Source organism: Geomonas ferrireducens (assembly GCF_004917065.1).
GTDB classification, from domain to species: domain Bacteria; phylum Desulfobacterota; class Desulfuromonadia; order Geobacterales; family Geobacteraceae; genus Geomonas; species Geomonas ferrireducens.
Map to the genome: position 1 here is coordinate 257,863 of NZ_SSYA01000002.1, position 17,105 is coordinate 274,967.

The following is a 17,105-nucleotide window of genomic DNA, read 5'->3' on the forward strand; positions in this document are numbered from 1 at the left end:
TTTCATGGGGTGGTAAAACGAAAAGACCCCGCCGGAGTCCGGCGGGGTCTTGATGATGGTTGTCTTTGGCTAGGCTCCGACCGTTACCACGCGGCCGTCCACCTTGAGGGCGCCTTCGCTGAAGAGCCTGATCGCCTCGGGGTAGATGCGGTGCTCTTCTTTCTGGATGCGGGCCGAGAGGGTATCCTCGGTGTCCCCTTCAATGACGGGAACGGCGGCCTGCATGATGATGGGGCCGGTGTCGCAGCCGCAGTCGACGAAGTGCACGGTGCAGCCGGCGACCTTGGCGCCGTAGTCGAGCGCCTGGCGCTGGGCGTGCAGCCCTGGGAAAGCGGGGAGGAGCGCCGGGTGGATGTTCATCACCCGCATCGGGAAGGCGTCCAAGAGCACCTGCGTGATGATGCGCATGAAGCCGGCGAGCACGACGAGCTCTACTCCAAACTCGCGCAGGCTTGCCACCAGCGCCTCGTCGTACGCTTCACGTCCCGCGTAGGCACGGTGGTCCAAGTGCAGCGCCGGGATGCCCGCCTTCTTGGCGCGCTCGAGCCCGAAGGCGTCCGCCTTGTTGCTGATCACGCAGACGACGCGTCCCGCGATCTTGCCGCTGGCACAGGCGTCGAGGATGGACTGCAGGTTGCTGCCGCTGCCGGAGATCAGCACTCCTATTTTAAGCTCTTTTCCCATACGGCTATCGCGCGGCCTAAACCAGCTCCACGCACTCCTTGCCCGGCTCGCACTTGACCACTTCGCCGATCATGTACGCGGTTTCGTTCAGACCGGTGAGCCTGATCATGATGTCGTCTGCTTCCCGCTCCGGGACCACGAGCACCATGCCGATGCCGCAGTTGAAGGTGCGGTACATCTCGTTTTCCTCGATGTTGCCACCCTTGCGGATGGTCTGGAAGATGGCCGGGACTTCCCAGCTATCCTTCTTGATCACCGCTTTGCAGCCGTTGGGGAGCACGCGCGGCACGTTTTCGAGGAGACCGCCGCCGGTGATGTGGGCGAGGCCGGAGATGTTGAAGTCGCGCAAAAGGTTCAGTACCGAGCGGACGTAGATGCGGGTCGGGGTGAGGAGTTCTTCGGCGACCGTCTTGTCGAGCCCCGGAAGGGTATCGTTGATGCCGAGCCCCATGTGCTCGAGGATCACCTTGCGTGCCAGCGAGTAGCCGTTGGAGTGCAGACCGGAGGAGGCGAGGCCGATAAGCTTGTTCCCCACGGTGATGGAAGAGCCGTCGATGATCTTCTCGCGCTCGACCACGCCCACGGCGAAACCGGCCATGTCGTACTCGTCACCGGTGTAGAAACCGGGCATCTCGGCGGTCTCGCCGCCGATCAGGGCGCAGCCTGCCTGTACGCATCCCTCGGATACCCCTTTGATGATGGAGGCGCCTTTCTCGGGGTGGAGCTTTGCGGTCGCGAGGTAGTCGAGGAAGAAGAGCGGCTCGGCCCCCTGCACGATGATATCGTTCACGCACATCGCGACAAGGTCGATGCCGATCGTGTCATGGCGATCGGCAAGGAAGGCGATTTTCAGCTTGGTGCCGACGCCGTCGGTGCCCGAGACAAGCACAGGGTGCTTATACTTGCCGGTATTGAGTGAGAACAGCCCGCCAAATCCGCCGATGTCGGCAAGCACTTCCGGACGGGAAGTGGCTTTGACCAACGGTTTGATCATCTTTACAAAGGTGTTCCCAGCATCTATGTCTACACCGGCATCTTTATATGTGATTTTCGTCTCTTCCAAGGTGAAACCTCCAATAAAATAAAGGAGAAATCTATCTCATATCCCTCTAAAAGTCAAAGTGAAAAAAATGTTTACTTCGCCTTATGCATTGCTTATCATGCCGGGCTGTGCCTGCCCCCGGGGAGAAAATAACGCTGCGTCGCATGCGTAGCGATGACCTTGATAGTGTCCTTCAAATCGAGACAGCTTCCTTCCCCCGCCCCTGGTCAAGAAAGCACTTTGAGGACGAAATTTCCGCCTCCGGCAGCCATCCCGTGGTGGCCGAAACGGACGACCTGCCGGTCGCGGGTTACCTCTGTCTGAAGCAGGTCCTGGACGAGGCGGAGATCCTCGATGTCGCCGTCGACTCAAGGGCCAGGGGGAGGGGAATCGGGCGCGCCTTGGTTCTCTGGGCCGCCTCCTTCTGCCGCGAGCACGCGGTGTGCGTCTTAGCCCTGGAGGTGCGGGTCGGGAACGTCGAGGCGATCTCCCTATATGAGGGGATGGGGTTTCGCGAGGTCGGACGGCGGCGGAAATACTACGAAAATGGCGACGACGCCATTTTGATGGATCTGAATATCGGTGAAACAGAGGAGTGCGATGCAGTTTAAAGCTATGGTTCTTTCGAACGTGGAGCTGTCGCCCGGTTACTTCCGGATGAAGATGACCGCTCCGCAGGAGTTGGCGTCCTCCGCGCCGGGGCAGTTTCTCATGCTCAAGGTGAACGACGCCATCGACCCGCTTTTGAGGCGTCCTTTCGGTCTCTTCGACGTCGGCAGCTTCCTTCCGGAGTACGCCGGATGCGGCGCACAGATTTACTGCGAGATCCTCTACAAGGTGGTGGGGAAGGGGACGAAGCTCCTCTCCGCGCTGCACCACGGCGATTTGGTGGACCTTCTCGCCCCGCTCGGCAGGGGGTTCGACTTGGGCCCCGCCGGCGAGGAAAAGGTGCTGGTCGGCGGCGGCGTGGGACTCGCGCCGCTTTACTACCTCGCCAAGGAGCTGAAAAACCGCGGCGAGAAGGTGCGCCTCTTCGCAGGGGGGCGTAACCGCGACGACATCCTCTGCATCACGGAATTCGAGCGGCTTGGCGTCGAGACCTATGTGGCGACCGACGACGGGACTCTCGGCGAGCGCGGCTTCGTGACCCAGGTCCTCGAACCTCACCTAGCCCCCGGGACGCGCATCTTCGCCTGCGGCCCGACCCCCATGCTGAACGCGGTGGCGAAGATGGCGCAGAAAAGCGGCGTCCCCTGCCAGGTTTCCATGGAGGCGTACATGGCCTGCGGCGTTGGTGCATGCCTTGGCTGCGTCATGAAGGGGGCGAACCACACCGAGGAGACCCCTGACTACCGCTGCGTCTGCAAGGACGGTCCCGTTTTCGACAGCTTCGAACTGCAATGGAGTTAACAATGCAACGACCTGATATGTCCGTGGCCATAGCCGGGATCGAGATGCGCAACCCCGTGATGACCGCTTCCGGCACCTTCGGCTACGGGGCCGAGTTTGCCGATTACCTGAATCTCGAGAGCATCGGCGCGATGATCACCAAGGGGCTCTCCCTGAAACCGAAGGCGGGCAACCCGACGCCGCGCATCGTGGAGACCTCCGGCGGGATGCTGAACGCGATCGGCCTGCAAAACGTCGGCATCGACGCCTTCATCGATCAGAAGCTCCCGTACCTTAAAAACGTGAACACCCCGGTGATCGCGAACCTTTACGGCAACACCCTCGAGGAGTACGGCGAGGTGGCGAGCCGCCTGGACGGGCTTGCCGGTGTCGCCGGCATCGAGGTGAACATCTCCTGCCCCAACGTGAAGCAGGGTGGCATCGTCTTCGGGACCGATCCCCGCGCCGCGCAGGAGGTGGTTTCCCTGGTGAAGAAGAACACCTCGAAGCCGCTCATCGTGAAGCTCTCCCCCAACGTGACCGACGTGGTGGTGATGGCCAAGGCCTGCGCCGACGCCGGAGCCGACGCGCTCTCGCTCATCAACACCCTGACCGGCATGGCGATCGACCTGGAGCGGCGCCGCCCCGTGCTCGCCAACGTGACTGGCGGCCTTTCCGGCCCGGCCATCAAGCCGGTTGCGCTCAGGATGGTCTGGCAGGTGGCGAAGGCGGTTTCCCTTCCCATCATCGGCATCGGCGGCATCATGACCGGCCGGGACGCCCTCGAGTTCATGTTGGCCGGCGCCACCGCGGTCCAGGTCGGCACCGCGAGCTTCCTCGACCCTTCGGCGGCGCAGAGGATCGCCCGCGAGATGGAGGAGTACCTGGTCGAGCACGGCATCGCCTCGGTCCGTTCCCTGATCGGAGCCCTAGAGGTCTGATGGAAGCCTGGGAGAAGAGCCTTAGAAACTGCATCACCAGCCCGGAGGAGCTTGCCGGGCTTTTTCATGTGCAGGGTGATGAGCTCGGCGAGGTGGTGCGCCGCTACCCGATGCGGATCACCCCTTACTACCTGGGGCTCATCAGCGAGCCGGGGGACCCGATCTGGCGCCAGTGCGTCCCCGACCCGGAGGAGATGCACGATCTTGTCCAGTCCCCCGATCCGCTTGACGAGGAGCGCCTCTCTCCGGTTCCGGGCCTGATCCACCGCTACCCGGACCGGGTGGTGTTCCTGGTCTCCACCGCCTGCGCCGTCTACTGCCGTTTCTGCATGAGAAAGCGCGGCGTCGGGTGCCAGGGTGTGAGCCCGGCCCCGGTGGACGAGGCGGTGGCCTACATAGCTGCGCACCCCGAGATCCGCGACGTGATCCTCTCCGGGGGTGACCCCCTGCTTCTTTCCGACGAGCGCCTGGAGGCGATCCTCGCCGCGCTGCACCGCATCCCCCACGTGGAGATCATCCGGGTCGGGACCCGTGCGCCGGTTACCCTGCCCGAGCGCATCACCGCGAAGCTTGCGCGCATGCTGAAGCGCTACCAGCCGCTCTACGTGAATACCCACTTCAACCATCCGCGCGAGGTGACCGAAGCCTCGGCGAAGGCATGCGCCCGCCTGGCCGACGCCGGCATCCAGCTCGGCAACCAGACCGTCCTCCTGAAGGGGGTGAACGACGACCCCCTCGTCATGCGCGAGCTGATGCAACGCCTTCTCGCCATCCGCGTGCGCCCCTATTACATCCACCAGATGGACCTCGTGCAGGGGACCGCCCACTTCAGGACGCGCGTGGCCGACGGCACAAAGGTCGTGGCCGCGCTGCGCGGACACACCTCGGGACTCGCCGTGCCGCACTACGTCATCGATCTGCCGGGGGGGAAGGGTAAGGTCGAGGTATCCTCCGCCCGTTTCAGCGGGGACGGCAGGCGCCTGACGGTGACCAACTACCTGGGCGAGGAGATAGAGTACCGGGAAGTCTGAGCGGCGGTCCCAGTCAATGGGTGACCAAGAGCCGGATCAACCGTGATCCGGCTCTTTTTGCGTCCGCGGTGTTTCGATTCTTGTGGGCAGGAGACCCCTTGCCTTGTGTCTGACAATCGTGCTATAAGAATTGCTAAATTCTGATTCTCATATATAAGGTGTTTTGAATGCAAACCGAGTATCTGAAGACGTTGGTGGTGTTGGGGCAGGTGGGGAGCTTTTCGAAGACGGCGACGGATCTTTCCATCACCCAGTCAGCGGTGTCGCAAAGGATAAAGTTTCTCGAGGACTACTACGGGCGGCAACTGGTGGACCGCGGCGGAAAGGTGCTGCTGCTCACCGATGCCGGGAAGCTTGTGGTGAACCGCGCTGAACAGATCCTGCTCCTTGAGGCTCAGCTGGCGAACGATCTGAAGCAGCAGGGGGAAAAACTGCGCCTTTCCATCTGCTGTACCCCGACCTTCGGCGTCGCCTTTCTTCCTCAGGTCATGGAGCGTTTTATGCTGCGCGAGGCGGACAGCGTCGACCTTCGCTTCATGTTCCATTCCCTGGATCAGACCATCAAGGAGCTGCAGGAAAACGAGTTCGACCTTGCCGTCATCGAGCACTGCGATGAAATCGATGTTTGTGGTTTCCATACCGTGGAGCTGCCTCGGGACGAGCTGGTCTTCGTGAGCTCCCCGTCGCTTGGGTTGAAGGAGAGCGAGGTCGAACTGGAGCGACTTTTCCAGCACTGCCTTATCGCACGCAAGCCCGACTGCACCTCGCGCAAACTGCTCGACGTGAACCTCTCCCGGCACGGCCACAAGGTTGAGGATTTTAAAAGGGTCGTGATAGTGGACGATCTGCGTTTGGCGCTCGAGACGGTGTTGAGTGGCGGCGGGGTCTCCTTCGTTTCACGCAGCCTTGCGACCAGGGAGCTGGAAAGCGGCCAACTTGTCGAGCACTCGGTCTCTGGCTTTGAGCATTTGCGCAGGCGCAGTGTGATCATAAATGCCGAGCGCAAAGATGATCAGGAAGTGGTGAGTTTTCTCGAGTGCATCAGCGCGTCCTTCCCGGTGGGGTGCGTCTGCTGAGGTTCAGGCAAAAAAATGGCCCCGGAAGCTGCCGGCATCCGGGGCGTAATAGCAGTGCTGCAGGGAATTCCTTGGATCTTTTCCTGTGTCTGGTTGAGCAAGTGTCACATTGCGGCTTTCGCTGTCGCAGTGACTGGAGCTCGGTACGACTGAGTCGTCCGGGCTTTACTTATGTGTAATTTTATAAATTTGGGCTAACTATTTATCTATAGCAGCCATTCATGTTTTCTGTCAAATAATTTCGCTGCTCTCACATCCTGCTATGCCCTCAGAATAAACTCTCTTTTTCCCGTCAAGTCTCATGCCTGATTCACTTCCTCCCTTTCATTGCTATAGTTGATTGCTGCTTCGACTTACCACCTCCAGCCTCAATAAGGTTCTTATTTTGTTATTAGCGTTTTTTATCTCTTCTTTCTTGTAAAGGCGGGGCCGTGCTGCAGGGGACGCCCACCCCCAACCAGTTTGTCTTTTTGGGGTATACTGGTGCTGGTTTGAAAACGGCTCTTGCCAAGGAGGCCATATGAGAAGAGTGAGCACGGAAGAGGACATGGAGAAGGACCGCTCCGTTATCAAAGAGGGGACCGAGGTCTGTGCACTGTGCGGCTCGCAACTGGAGAGGGACAAGGAGAGCGGCGAGCTCTTTTGCCCCTTGTGCGATGTCGAGAACCTTCCCTGAGGCGGCGTTTGTGCATGCACGTGCATCGCGCCCACGTGGACGCAGGTGCAAAGGAGGACGAGATGCCGGAAAAGCTAGCAGGCGACGAGCTGGAATTGAGAAACCTCTTGGCCGAGCACAAGCGCAGGCTGTGGGCCGAGTTGAGGGAGGAGATCTTCGCCCAGACCGGCGAGGATCTCGCCACGCAGTACGACATACCGCAGGACCCCGGCGAGAAGAGCATCCTCGACAGCCTCTCCGACGCCGGGCTTGCCATAGCCGACATCAGGCGGCAGCAACTGACCCAGATGGAAGAGGCGCAAAGGCGCATCGAATCTGGAACTTACGGCAAGTGCGAGGGATGCGGAGAGCGGATCGGCCTGGACCGGCTGAAGCTCATGCCTTTTACGGCGTACTGCATCGACTGTCAAAGGGATCGGGAAGTGCCGACGAAACCGCCGGGGACGAAGCTTTGATGGGGAAGTAAGAGGTGTAAGGGGAAGGCGGGCGGGGACTGGTATCGATTACCTGTCCCCGCCTCTTTTTTTTATAACAGGGCGTCAATCGCGGAGAAGTCCACGTCCTTCTCGGCGTTGGCCATGATCCAGTTGAGCTTTTCCTGGTCCTCGTAGGTGATCTTCGCCACGTCGTCGGAAAGGGCGGTGAAGACGTCCGCAGTGGTCTCCTCCACCCTGATGAAGGGGATCCCAGAGTCAAGGAGGATCTGCTGGGTGACCTCGGAAACAGGAGCATGGCCGGATAGCACAACACCGGCGATCTTTTCCTTGTACGCCGGGATGTGGTAAAGCGAGGAGAGCGTCACGATGAGCTCGTCCCTCGAGCTCGTCACGATCATCAGCGTGGAGTCCAAAAGCCCGTCCACCACCCGCTGCGAGGAGGCGGCGCCCAGCTGGATGTTGTGTATGATCCGGCTTTTCTGCTGGTGATCCCCCTGAAGCGGCAGATCGAACAGTTTGGAGATGTGACTGAGGGTAGGGTTGGCGAGGATCGGCGAGTAGTTGAAGCCGTCGATCACCTTGATCTTCGGTTCGAAGGCGCGTTTCAGGTACTTGCAGGTCACTTCCTTCTTGCTCGGCATCATCTTGTTGACGATGATCCCCCTGACGTCCGCACCTTCGCGCTCATACAGGGCGAGGTTCAGGTGCACCGCGTCGATCACCTTGCCGATGCCGCTTTCACTCACGATCACCACCGGCGCGTCGATCAGCTTCGCCACCTTCGCGTTGGAAAGCCCGATCACCGCACCCACGCCGCCATGTCCGGCCCCTTCGATGATCAGAAAGTCGTACTTCTTCTCGAGCTCCTTAACCGCCTCGAGGATGCAGTCGGAAAGCGAAAGATCGTCGAGCTTTCCCGCCAGGTAGTCCTTGGTGAAGTCGCGGTGCAGGGCGACCGGCGACATGAGGGCGATGTCCTCTTCCATCCCGAAAGCCTTCGCCATCAAGAGGGCGTCCATGTCCACCATGAAATCGTCGTAGAGGAGCACCTTCGGACCGAAAGGTTTGACGAAACCGACCCGCTTGTACTTCTTCCTCGCCTGGTGCATGAGCGAAATGCTGATGGTCGTCTTGCCACAGTTTTGTCCGGTCGCCGCAACGAAGATCTTTTTCGCCATATGCACACCCCTGAATCTTTTGAATGGCGTATGTTTACACCATCGCGGCGTGCATCGTCAAGAAAAGTAATCGGGCGAGTGGTCAGGGGAGGAACTTGAGGGCGAGCATGGAGATGTCGTCGTTGAAGGTGGTGCTGCCGGTGAAGGCGCGCAGGGTGTCGAGGATCGCCTCGATGATGCCTGCGGCGGGCCTTTTGTGCTCGCGGGCCAGCACCCCTTTCAGCCTCTCTTTGCCGAAGAACTCGCCGTCGCCGTTTTCCGTCTCGGTGATGCCGTCGGTGTACAAAAGCAGCAGGTCCCCCTTTTCCACCTGCATCGACATTTCATGGAAGGCAACGCGGCGCTGCACCCCGAGGATGAGCCCCTCGGCGTCTAGCTCGAAGAAGCGCTCCTCCGCCGGCCGGTACAGAAGGGGAGGGGGGTGCCCGGCGTTACTGTAGCGCAGTTTGCCGGTGGCGCGCTGATAGCTCAGGTAGGACATGGTGATGAAGAGTTCCGCGCGGCTTAGGTCGTCGAGGAGGATCTCGTTCAACGCAGCAACCACCTGGGCCGGGCCGTCCAAGGCCGGCATCTGGGCGTGCAGTACGCTTCTCGTCTCGACCATGATGAGCGCGGCTCCCACGCTGTGCCCCGACACGTCGGCGATGACCAGGTCGAGCCGTTCGCCGTGGGGCAGGATGTCGAAGTAGTCGCCGCCGATGTGGCTTGCCGGGACGCAGCGTCCAGCGCAGTCGATGCCGCTTAAAAGGGGAGGGGAGGCGGGAAGCAGCGAGAGCTGGATCTGCCGTGCTATCTCCATCTCCTTGTGGAGGCTCGTGTTTTGCAACAGCGCCTGCTCGGCGAGCTTGCGCTCGGTGATGTCCTGTTTGATGCAGATGAAGTGTTTGATCCGCCCGGTCTCGTCGGTCACCGGCGTGATGGTCTGCTCCTCCGGGTAAAGCTGGCCGTTTTTACGCCGGTTCACCATTTCGCCGCGCCAGGTCCTGCCGGACATGATGGTGTTCCAGAGGTCTTCGTAGAAGTCGGGGGCGTGACGGTCCGATTTGAGGAAGCTGAGATCCCGTCCCGCCGCCTCGGCTTGGGTATAGCCGGTCATCCTGGTGAAGGCGGCGTTCACCGAGAGCACCATGCCGCGGCTGTCGGTGATGACGATGGCGTTCGCCGCCGCCTCGAGCGCGGCACTTTGCACCTGCAGCGATTCCTCGGCGCGCTTTCGTTCGGAGATGTCCGAGATGAGCCCGTCGTAGGCGATCAGTTCCCCGCGCTCGCTGTAACGCGGCACTATGGTGTTGATGACCCAGCGCAGCGAGCCGTCCTTGTGGCGGATCCGGTGTTCCAGCGAGGGGACCTCCCTGCCGGCCTTCACCTCCTCGGTCAGTCCGGTCACCGCGGCACGGTCATCCTCGTGGATCATCTGGTACCAGAGGAATGGGTTGTCGACGTACTCCTCGTTGCTGTACCCGGTCACCGAGAGGCATCCGGGGCCGTGCGTTGTTTTCACCACCTCACCGTCGTTCAGGCTAACCGTGTAGATGTAGTCGGTGACCGCGGCGACGAGCCTCTTGTAGCGCCGCTCGCTTCGGACCAGGGCGGCTTCCGCCTCGCGTTTTTTGCGCCGCACCTCCGCCTCGTGCATCTCGCGCTCGATGGCCGGGATCAGGCGGGAGGTGTGCCCCTTGATCAGGTAGTCGTTGGCCCCCTCCTTCATGGCCCCCACCGCCGTGTCCTCGCCTATCTTGCCGGAAACGATGATGAACGGGATGTCGAGGCCAGACTCGCGCAGCACCTGCAAGGCTTCCAGCCCGGTGAAGCCGGGGAGGACGTAGTCCGAGATCACCACGTCCCACTCCTCCTCTTCCAGCGCCCGGCGCATCGCCTCCGCGGTCTCGACCCGTCTGGCGATGGGGGTGTAGTTGCCGCGGCGCAACTCGAAGGTGAGGAGCAGGGTGTCGTCCTCGGAGTCTTCCACAATCAGCACGCGGAGCGATTTTCCCATGAAAACACCTGTAGAGAGGGACACATGATCGGTGCAGGCCCGGCTTGAGGGTGGGGCGCAAAAATGCCCTGTGACGCTGCACCCTTAGCAGTATAGCATATTCCTTGGTCCGGTGCGGACGGGAGGCTAATTAGGATGAGGCAAGGTGGAGGGCTTCCGTCGGAGAGCCGAGGCCGAAATCGGCGAGCCAGTTCTCGAAGATGCGGACCTTTTCCTGGCTGAAGCGCGCGAGGTCGTTACGCACCTGCTCGGGGCTCTTTTCCCGTTCCAGTTCGCCCCCTTTTTTTGAGTAGAAGAGGTCGGCCAGGGCCACGATGCGCTCGCAGTCGGTCACCGGGGACATCTCGCGCTCGGGAAGGGCGAGCTTTTGCTCGACGATGTCCCGCGCGGTGAGCCCCACGCCGATGTGGCGTTCGCAGACCATGGCGTGGTGCGGCAGCCCCTCGGCATCGAGTATCTTGCGCCCGATGATGCCGTGGCTTATGTAGGGCGCCTTGCCGAAGCAGTTGAGCCTGGGCGCGTAGACGCGGGAGACCCCGATATCGTGCAAAAGCGCCGCCTCCTCGATGAAGCGCAGGTCGAACTGCTTTCCTTTGACGCCTTCGGCTATGGAGAGCGCCTTGTCGGCTACCATACGGCTGTGCCGGTACACTATCTCGAGCCCCTGGGGGTTGTCGGTGAAGTATTTTTCCAGGAGCGCTCTGGGATTCATATTTGCCTCCGTAGTTTATGGTCCTGCTCAAGGCTAGATTAAGCCGATTACGCCTGTCATTGCAACATGATTGACGTGGCGAGTCTGAGGAAAATATCCGCCGGTAACGAGAAGAAGGTTGAATAACTGAGCTTAACAATATATGATGTGAGTCCTTTAAGTATACTATTCCGATCCGGGTGGTGTGATGAGAGCGAAAACAGTTGCCCAGCAACAGATGCTTGTCGTGGACGACGAACCGGGGATCCTTAACGAGGTATCGCTGCTCCTTGCGTCCAGTGACATCCCCGAGGTCACGACCATCTCCGACAGTCGCCAGGTGCTCCCTTACCTGCGGGAGCGTCGTGTGAGCGCTGTGGTCCTCGACTGGGTGATGCCCAACGTCTCGGGGGCGGAGATCCTTCAGGGCCTCACCGTGGAGCACCCGGAAGTCCCGGTGATCGTGATGACCGCGATGGGTGACGTTGAGACCGCGGTCGCCTGCATGCGGCAGGGCGCCTTCGACTTTCTGACCAAGCCGGTAGACCCCAACCGTCTGGTTGCGAGCGTTAAAAAGGCGATGCAGGTGAGCGAACTCGGGCTGCAGAACCGGATGCTCAAGGACTACCTATTGGCCGACACCCTGGGGAATCCGGACGCCTTCGCCGGCATCGTCACCGAATCCAAGAAGATGCGCGGCATCTTCCAGTACATCGAGGCGATCGCCTCCTCGCGACTGCCGGTGCTCATCACCGGAGAGACAGGGGTGGGGAAGGAGCTCCTTGCCCGCGCCGTCCACGAGGTCTCCGGGGTGTCGGGGCCCTTCATTTCGCTGAACGCGGCCGGGCTCGATGATTTCATGTTTTCCGACACCCTCTTCGGGCACAAGAAGGGGGCCTTCACCGGTGCGGACAGCAAGCGCGACGGCCTGATCGCGGCTGCGGCGGGCGGGACCCTTTTCCTGGACGAGATCGGCGACCTGAACCACGCCTCGCAGATCAAACTCTTGAGGCTTTTGCAGGAGCGTGAGTACTACCGGCTGGGGTCGGACCTCCTTCTTAAAAGCGATGCCCGCATCGTTGCCGCCTCCAACATGGATTTCGCCGCCCTCAGGGCCGCAGGGACCTTCAGAAACGACCTCTATTTCCGCCTTTGCGCCCACGAATTCCGCGTTCCCCCATTGCGGGAGCGGCTCGAGGACCTGGAGGTGCTCGTCGACTACTTTGTGCGCCAGGTCGCGGCCGAGCAGGAAAAGCCCGTGCCCAGGGTGCCGCCTGCCGTGATCGCGGCGTTGCAGCAATGCAGCTTCCCCGGCAACGTCCGCGAACTCTACAACATGGTGCACCACGCCGTCACCTGTAACGACGGGACTCCGCTGTCGGTGGCCGATTTCCCCGGGGTGGCACCCGCCCCGGCGCGGGCCCCGCAGCCCGTGGACTGCGGCAACCCGCTTTTTGCGCTCTTCGGTAAGTTTCCAACGGTTATGCAGGTGGAGGAGTATCTGATTGCCGAGGCGATGAAGCTCACCAGCGGCAATCAGACCCAGGCGGCGGAACTTTTGGGGGTGACCCGCCCGACCCTCAACAAAAGGCTGAAGCAGGAGCGCCACTAGGGGCGGGGGAGGGGATGGCGCGCTGAGACAGCGCGGTCCTTGCCGTTCCCGGATTACCCGCCCGGGACAAGTCCTGTTCCACGATCACTTGCAGGGCGGCGTCGAAGTAGTCGCGCCGGCAGTCGACCTCGCCCACGGTCTTGTCCTGCAGGAGGTTCATGAAGCGACAGCCGCCGAAGCAAAGCGGAAGATAGGCGCACTCGAGGCAGCTGTCGACCCGCCAGTTGCCGACGGCGTGTGATTCCCGGTAGTCCTTGATTCCATCGGTGAGGTTGCCGATGGAGAACCCGTCCCAACCCATCAGTGCAGGGCATTTGTAGAACTCCCCCTCGCAGCTCACCAAGAGGTTGTTTTCCAGTTCTACGATACAGGCGGAGACCTTCGGCTTCGAGGTCGCGAAGCCCCTCTTCAGTATCTCCTCGCGCAGGTAAAGCTGGGCGTCGACGAGCCATGGGGCGCTTGGATTTGCGCACCCTGAGCTGCGTTCGGAACACCCCGCCTTCGGGGTCACCGGTGTGAAGAGGACGCTTTGGATCATGCCTCCGGTGATGCCGCGCTCGATCAACTGGTCGAGCAGACGCGGAAAGTGCAGGTAATTCTCCCTGCGAAAGTTCCCGCCGAGCTGGATCGGGACGAGGTCCCATATGGCTGCGATGTTGTCGACGATGGCATCGAAGCTCCCAGCGCCGGAGGCGTAGGGACGCTCGATGTTGTGGATGTGTTTTGGCCCGTCCAGGGTGAATTTCGCCCCCTTAAGGCCAAGGTCCGCGAGCTCCTCGGCGCAGCGCCGGTTCAAAAGCGTGCCGTTGGTGACCACGGAGAAACGGTAATCGACCCCGTGGCGCTCCGCCTGCTCCTTGAGCGGCAGGGAGATGCGGCGTATCAGGTCGAGCGACATGAGGGGCTCGCCGCCGTAGAAGCTAAGCTCGACATCGAAGCCCCGGGTGATCTGCTCGCGCAAGAGGTACTCGACCAGGAGGTCGGCGGTGGCATCGCTCATATACCGCCCGTCGCGGAACTCCGCTTCGTAGCAGTACCCACAGTTCAGGTTGCAGTCGAGGTTCAGCACCACCATCGCGGTGAAGCGGCGGCTTTTTGCATTCACCCGGTCCAGCATGCCGCGCATTTGCTCCCGCTCGATGTCGGGATCCGGCACCAGCATGCCGAGGTGCGCCAGCTTGTCGCGCAAGGCGTCCGGAAGGGTGCCGTTTCTGGCATGATCGAGGGCGGCGCCGGATAGGATGACGGCGGAAAGGCGCAGGGTCGAGTAGAGAAGGAAGTGATCGGGACGGTTTTTAGCCGGGTAGATCTTCAGGTAGCGTGACAGGTACATGTTTGGTTCCATTCTGCGAGGTTGTCATAGCAACTTCTGCGCTGGCATTGGGAGCGGATGCGGCATGCGCCCCGCACACGGGGCGCCGCCGCAACAGGATGTTCTTTACAGCGTGTTGTAGAAGTAAATAAACATTGTCCAGCAGCAGCTTACGCCTTCAGTTTGGACCTCTGCGTCGATGCCAGTTTCGAGGACTTCCAATGCCAGATTCTCTTTCGCCATTGCCATACCCTCCTTTTGTCTATGAGATTTCTTTTGCATTACGTGTTAGCGCGTGCTAAGGTTAGCATCGCTTAAGCTGGATTGCAAACAAATTTTAAAAAAAATTTATTTTAAGGAGGGACGCTTGAGCAATCGTAATGACTTGCACAAGCGGCGCTGTGCCACTATGAAGGCGCTGTTGCTGTTTGCGCAGCTACTGCTGTTATTGTTTGCGGGCACCGCAAGTGCAGCAAGTGCCGGCGACGATCTCAGCTCTCTTGAGCTTTTCAATGGCCCCGATGCCGACGTCGTCACCGGCAGCAGATCTCCGCGTCCCGCGTCGCAGACGGCGGAAAACATCACTGTCGTGACTTCAAAAGAGATCGAGGACCTGAACGCGCACAACCTGACCGACGTACTTTACGTCGTGACCGGAGTGCCGATTGAGACCAACCGGACGCCGGGTACGGCGACTAACGCGCGCGTGCAGGGTGCAAACTTCAACCATGTCCTGGTCCTCGTCGACGGCATTCCCATCAATAACCTCGCCGACAATTTCGCGGACATCAGCTCCATACCGGCGCAGATGATCGAGCGGGTCGAGGTCGTGAAGGGGGCCGCCTCCTCTTCTTGGGGAAGCGCCTTGGGTGGCGTTATCAACGTCATAACGAAGAACCCTCACGATGACAGACGCTTTGGCGGGCTCGTTTCCGGCTCTACCGGCACCCGCGATACCATGGACGGCAGGGTTGAGGCCAGCGGGACGGTGCAGCGCTTTGGTTACTATCTCACCGGAGGAAAACTCCGCTCTGACGGGCTGCTTCCCAACAACGACGTCAGCCTTGGAAGCTTGTACGGCAAATTGCGCTACGAACTCCCAACGGACGGCGAAATAACCCTTGGGTCCGGATTCACCGAAAACTACGGTGGGCAGGTCGGCACCGACACGGTGCACGTCGACCAGAATGCCCGGCAACTGATATCCGTGCTGGCTCTGCGACAGCCGCTGGCGCGCCGGCTGATTCTGGACGTATCGCTTCAAGGGCGGAGATACTCTTCGCGGTACTCCGCCCTCGATGCGACGGAAACGCTGCTTTACCAAGGCAGGTCCGATAAGGAGAGCAGCCGGGGAGGCGGGGTGAAGCTCTCCTGGCTTGGGGACACCCACCTATTGGTCGGGGGGATCGATTACGACCACGTGAAGGCAAAACTGAACTTTGGAGGAGAGCCGGAGGAATGGCGCGCGGACCGTTTGGGGGCTTACGCCATCGACACCATCACCCTCGGGTCCTTCGCCATTACTCCCAGTGCCCGCTTCGACAGGACGGGGTCAGGAGGGGACCATTTCAGCCCCAGTCTCGGCCTCACCTATGCCCTGACCGAAAACAGCGTGCTGCGTGCCTACACCGCCAAGGGGTACAGCCTCACCTCCCTCAACCGGTCCGATTCGACTGAGAAGGTCTGGACGTGGCAGGCTGGCTTCGAGACCGGCGATCTTCCCTACCTATGGCTCAAGGGAACCTTCTTCCGTAACGACACCAGTAACGTCCAGGCCGATGGGCCACTAGGGGAAAAACAGCGGCAACTAAGGGAGGGGGTGGAGGTGGAGGTCAAAACGCTCCCCGTACTGAACACCTCTCTTTCTGCAGGCTACACCTACGTTAGTGCCACCGACAAGGCCACCGATGCTGTCATCCATGGTGTCCCGATGCACACTGTGAAGATCGGCGTCAAATACGACGTACCGGAGCAACTGCATGCTGAATTGATCGGCAACCTCGTCGACTGGAATGACCCGAATCACTCGAGGACTGGGGGAGTCATCTGGGACGTGCACCTGAAAAAGTGGATCGCCACTACGGATACCTTCAGCCTCGAGGTCTTCCTCTCACTGCGCAACATATTCGACGGACGGCAATACATGGACAGCATCTTTCGCAACGCGGGACGTTGGGGCGAAGCGGGGGTGAGATGCAAGTTCTAAGATCCATGCTTTTTCTGTTGTTGCTGCTCGCTCCTTTGCCCGCTTTTGCCTACGATGTGCTTATCCTGCAGTCCATGCATGAAAAGGGGTACGAGGAGGCGGTCCGAGGCTTCAGGAAGGAGTGCCGCGCCTCAAGCCGCATGATCGTCCTGTCCGACTACGCCGACCTCGATCTCATTCGTATCGTGAGGGAAGAGCATCCCAAGGTGATCGTTGCCGTCGGGGACCGCGCCCTTGAACTGGCCCAGAAACAGGGGGAGACCCCCGTTTTGTGCATGATGGCGCTCAACGTGAAGCCGCGCCGCTCGGTGCGCGGTATCAGCATGCTCTTCGATCCGGCCCGGTACCTCTCCCTCTTCCAATCGCTCGGCACCGAGCGGGTAGGGGTGCTCTACGACCCCGGGCGCAGCGGCGTCTACGTGAAAAAAGCTCTGGCCGCCTCCAAGGGGCACCTCCGTCTCGTTCTGCGCGAGGTCCACGCCCCAAAGGAGACTCCGGCCATGCTCCAGTCGCTCAGGGGAAAGGTGGACGCGCTCTGGATGATTCCGGACGTCACCGCGGTATCCGCCGCCTCGACCGAGGCCTACTTCCTTTTCTCGCAGTCCGAGAGGGTCCCGGTCGTCAGCTTCGCCGACGTCTACCTCACCATGGGGGCGGCGGTGGCGCTCACCATCGACCGGTACGACATAGGTAGGCAGTTGGGAGAGATGGCCCAGGACCTGCTGGAGGGGAGAGAACCGGAAGAGGGGATGGTAACGCCGCGCAGGGTGCTGAGCAGGAGCAACGATGGGGTGGTGCGCCAATTAAAGCTAAGCGGTCTGGGGGGACATTGAG

At 60.8% G+C, this 17,105-nt stretch carries 16 protein-coding genes; 10 read left to right on the top strand and 6 right to left on the bottom strand.

The genetic code is table 11. The annotated features are described in order from the left end of the window. Positions 1–69: 69 nt before the first annotated feature. Complete coding sequence (purN, locus tag E8L22_RS09980) at positions 70–684, bottom strand: phosphoribosylglycinamide formyltransferase (protein ID WP_136525049.1); 615 nt, start codon at positions 682–684, stop codon at positions 70–72. A gap of 16 nt (positions 685–700) precedes the next feature. Then, on the bottom strand, positions 701–1,747 hold the full coding sequence (purM, locus tag E8L22_RS09985) for a phosphoribosylformylglycinamidine cyclo-ligase (RefSeq protein WP_136525050.1): 1,047 nt from the start codon (positions 1,745–1,747) through the stop codon (positions 701–703). Between the two features lie 143 nt (positions 1,748–1,890). Here purM and rimI point away from each other — a divergent pair, with 143 nt between their 5' ends. From rimI to E8L22_RS10015, 7 genes are all read left to right on the top strand, one after another. Next, positions 1,891–2,337 (top strand): ribosomal protein S18-alanine N-acetyltransferase, encoded by a 447-nt coding sequence (rimI, locus tag E8L22_RS09990; protein WP_162604570.1) that lies wholly within the window; start codon positions 1,891–1,893, stop codon positions 2,335–2,337. Further along, positions 2,327–3,136 carry a dihydroorotate dehydrogenase electron transfer subunit gene (locus E8L22_RS09995; RefSeq protein ID WP_136525051.1) on the top strand — a complete coding sequence of 270 codons (810 nt, stop codon included), beginning with the start codon at positions 2,327–2,329 and terminating at the stop codon, positions 3,134–3,136. The genes rimI and E8L22_RS09995 overlap by 11 nt, the downstream gene beginning before the upstream one ends. 2 nt (positions 3,137–3,138) lie before the next feature. Then, a complete protein-coding gene (locus tag E8L22_RS10000) occupies positions 3,139–4,056 on the top strand; it encodes a dihydroorotate dehydrogenase (RefSeq protein ID WP_136525052.1) in 918 nt (305 codons plus the stop codon). Next, positions 4,056–5,087: a KamA family radical SAM protein gene (locus E8L22_RS10005; RefSeq protein ID WP_136525053.1), complete on the top strand. Its 1,032-nt coding sequence runs from the start codon at positions 4,056–4,058 to the stop codon at positions 5,085–5,087. The genes E8L22_RS10000 and E8L22_RS10005 overlap by 1 nt, the downstream gene beginning before the upstream one ends. Positions 5,088–5,254: 167 nt before the next feature. Next, entirely contained in the window at positions 5,255–6,163 is a 909-nt protein-coding gene (locus tag E8L22_RS10010; RefSeq protein WP_136525054.1) for a LysR family transcriptional regulator, read from the top strand. Between the two features lie 520 nt (positions 6,164–6,683). Continuing rightward, positions 6,684–6,839 (top strand): hypothetical protein, encoded by a 156-nt coding sequence (locus E8L22_RS21525; RefSeq protein WP_198420143.1) that lies wholly within the window; start codon positions 6,684–6,686, stop codon positions 6,837–6,839. A 62-nt stretch (positions 6,840–6,901) separates the two neighbouring features. Next, positions 6,902–7,294 (top strand): TraR/DksA family transcriptional regulator, encoded by a 393-nt coding sequence (locus tag E8L22_RS10015; RefSeq protein ID WP_136525055.1) that lies wholly within the window; start codon positions 6,902–6,904, stop codon positions 7,292–7,294. Between the two features lie 71 nt (positions 7,295–7,365). Here E8L22_RS10015 and E8L22_RS10020 read toward each other — a convergent pair whose 3' ends face one another. The 3 genes from E8L22_RS10020 to E8L22_RS10030 form a co-directional block, all read right to left on the bottom strand. After that, positions 7,366–8,454 (bottom strand): AAA family ATPase, encoded by a 1,089-nt coding sequence (locus E8L22_RS10020; protein ID WP_136525056.1) that lies wholly within the window; start codon positions 8,452–8,454, stop codon positions 7,366–7,368. Between the two features lie 82 nt (positions 8,455–8,536). Next, positions 8,537–10,450 carry a SpoIIE family protein phosphatase gene (locus E8L22_RS10025; protein WP_136525057.1) on the bottom strand — a complete coding sequence of 638 codons (1,914 nt, stop codon included), beginning with the start codon at positions 10,448–10,450 and terminating at the stop codon, positions 8,537–8,539. Positions 10,451–10,580: 130 nt separating this feature from the next. Next, a complete protein-coding gene (locus E8L22_RS10030) occupies positions 10,581–11,162 on the bottom strand; it encodes an HD domain-containing protein (RefSeq protein WP_136525058.1) in 582 nt (193 codons plus the stop codon). A gap of 187 nt (positions 11,163–11,349) precedes the next feature. On the opposite strand from E8L22_RS10030, the gene E8L22_RS10035 reads away from it, so the two are divergent. Further along, the gene (locus E8L22_RS10035) at positions 11,350–12,753 is read left to right on the top strand and encodes a sigma-54-dependent transcriptional regulator (protein WP_246044607.1); all 1,404 of its coding nucleotides are present in this window, start codon (positions 11,350–11,352) and stop codon (positions 12,751–12,753) included. On the opposite strand, the gene gptM is transcribed toward E8L22_RS10035, so the two are convergent. Further along, complete coding sequence (gene gptM / locus E8L22_RS10040; protein WP_136525059.1) at positions 12,722–14,086, bottom strand: geopeptide radical SAM maturase; 1,365 nt, start codon at positions 14,084–14,086, stop codon at positions 12,722–12,724. The genes E8L22_RS10035 and gptM overlap by 32 nt on opposite strands. Before the next feature lie 346 nt (positions 14,087–14,432). On the opposite strand from gptM, the gene E8L22_RS10045 reads away from it, so the two are divergent. Both E8L22_RS10045 and E8L22_RS10050 read left to right on the top strand, forming a co-directional pair. Further along, positions 14,433–16,271 carry a TonB-dependent receptor plug domain-containing protein gene (locus tag E8L22_RS10045; protein WP_136525060.1) on the top strand — a complete coding sequence of 613 codons (1,839 nt, stop codon included), beginning with the start codon at positions 14,433–14,435 and terminating at the stop codon, positions 16,269–16,271. Further along, positions 16,259–17,104 carry an ABC transporter substrate-binding protein gene (locus E8L22_RS10050; RefSeq protein WP_136525061.1) on the top strand — a complete coding sequence of 282 codons (846 nt, stop codon included), beginning with the start codon at positions 16,259–16,261 and terminating at the stop codon, positions 17,102–17,104. The genes E8L22_RS10045 and E8L22_RS10050 overlap by 13 nt, the downstream gene beginning before the upstream one ends. Position 17,105: the final 1 nt, after the last annotated feature.

Coding starts and splice junctions, on each gene's coding strand:
- E8L22_RS10020 (WP_136525056.1), bottom strand. CDS start 8,454: ATGGCGAAAAAGATCTTCGTTGCGGCGACCGGACAAAACTGTGGCAAG.
- E8L22_RS10010 (WP_136525054.1), top strand. CDS start 5,255: ATGCAAACCGAGTATCTGAAGACGTTGGTGGTGTTGGGGCAGGTGGGG.
- E8L22_RS21525 (WP_198420143.1), top strand. CDS start 6,684: ATGAGAAGAGTGAGCACGGAAGAGGACATGGAGAAGGACCGCTCCGTT.
- E8L22_RS10015 (WP_136525055.1), top strand. CDS start 6,902: ATGCCGGAAAAGCTAGCAGGCGACGAGCTGGAATTGAGAAACCTCTTG.
- gptM (WP_136525059.1), bottom strand. CDS start 14,086: ATGTACCTGTCACGCTACCTGAAGATCTACCCGGCTAAAAACCGTCCC.
- E8L22_RS10050 (WP_136525061.1), top strand. CDS start 16,259: ATGCAAGTTCTAAGATCCATGCTTTTTCTGTTGTTGCTGCTCGCTCCT.
- E8L22_RS10025 (WP_136525057.1), bottom strand. CDS start 10,450: ATGGGAAAATCGCTCCGCGTGCTGATTGTGGAAGACTCCGAGGACGAC.
- E8L22_RS09995 (WP_136525051.1), top strand. CDS start 2,327: ATGCAGTTTAAAGCTATGGTTCTTTCGAACGTGGAGCTGTCGCCCGGT.
- purN (WP_136525049.1), bottom strand. CDS start 684: ATGGGAAAAGAGCTTAAAATAGGAGTGCTGATCTCCGGCAGCGGCAGC.
- rimI (WP_162604570.1), top strand. CDS start 1,891: ATGCGTAGCGATGACCTTGATAGTGTCCTTCAAATCGAGACAGCTTCC.
- E8L22_RS10000 (WP_136525052.1), top strand. CDS start 3,139: ATGCAACGACCTGATATGTCCGTGGCCATAGCCGGGATCGAGATGCGC.
- E8L22_RS10005 (WP_136525053.1), top strand. CDS start 4,056: ATGGAAGCCTGGGAGAAGAGCCTTAGAAACTGCATCACCAGCCCGGAG.
- E8L22_RS10035 (WP_246044607.1), top strand. CDS start 11,350: ATGAGAGCGAAAACAGTTGCCCAGCAACAGATGCTTGTCGTGGACGAC.
- E8L22_RS10030 (WP_136525058.1), bottom strand. CDS start 11,162: ATGAATCCCAGAGCGCTCCTGGAAAAATACTTCACCGACAACCCCCAG.